We start from the raw sequence: 508 nt of genomic DNA, 5'->3' as shown, positions 1-508 counted from the left end.
GCTCACCGGGGGCTCGTCGAGCGTGCGTTCATTGCATGCGGGCATGCCGTTGCTCGGCGGTTTGGGCGGGCTGCCCACGGGCTCCGCGAACGCGGTGGTCGGCCAGCGCGTGACGCGGCTCGACGCGCTGGACATCGTGACCGGACGCAAGAAGTTCACGCTCGACCAGGCCGTGCCCGACGCGAAGCCGACCATGGTGTGCCGGCCACCGACCATCAACGGCCAGTTCGTGCGCATCAACAACACGACCGCGGTGATGGGCATGCCGGGCGTTCTCGGCATCGCGCCGATTCCCGCCACGAACGGCATCGTGCCCACGCCGCCCGGCGTGGCGGTGATGGCCGAGACATTCGGGCAGGCCTGGGCCGCGGTGAATGCGCTCGACGTCACCTGGACCGCAAGCGCGGTCGCCGGCGAGTCCAACGCCAGCATCCAGCAGAAGCTGAAATCCGCGCTGCTGCCCTTCCTGCTGCCGCCGCTGGGCGCGCTGACGGTCGAGGGCGAGTTC

At 70.3% G+C, this 508-nt stretch carries 1 protein-coding gene; it reads left to right on the top strand.

Annotated features, from left to right (window positions below):
- Nucleotides 1–22 precede the first annotated feature (22 nt).
- Nucleotides 23–508 (top strand): hypothetical protein (locus tag AC1DSL_RS19355; protein WP_477533496.1); only part of this gene is annotated, 486 nt, incomplete at its 3' end.

Source organism: Paenisporosarcina sp. P4_D4, assembly GCF_056401835.1.
This window is presented reverse-complemented; position numbering and strand designations above follow the sequence as displayed.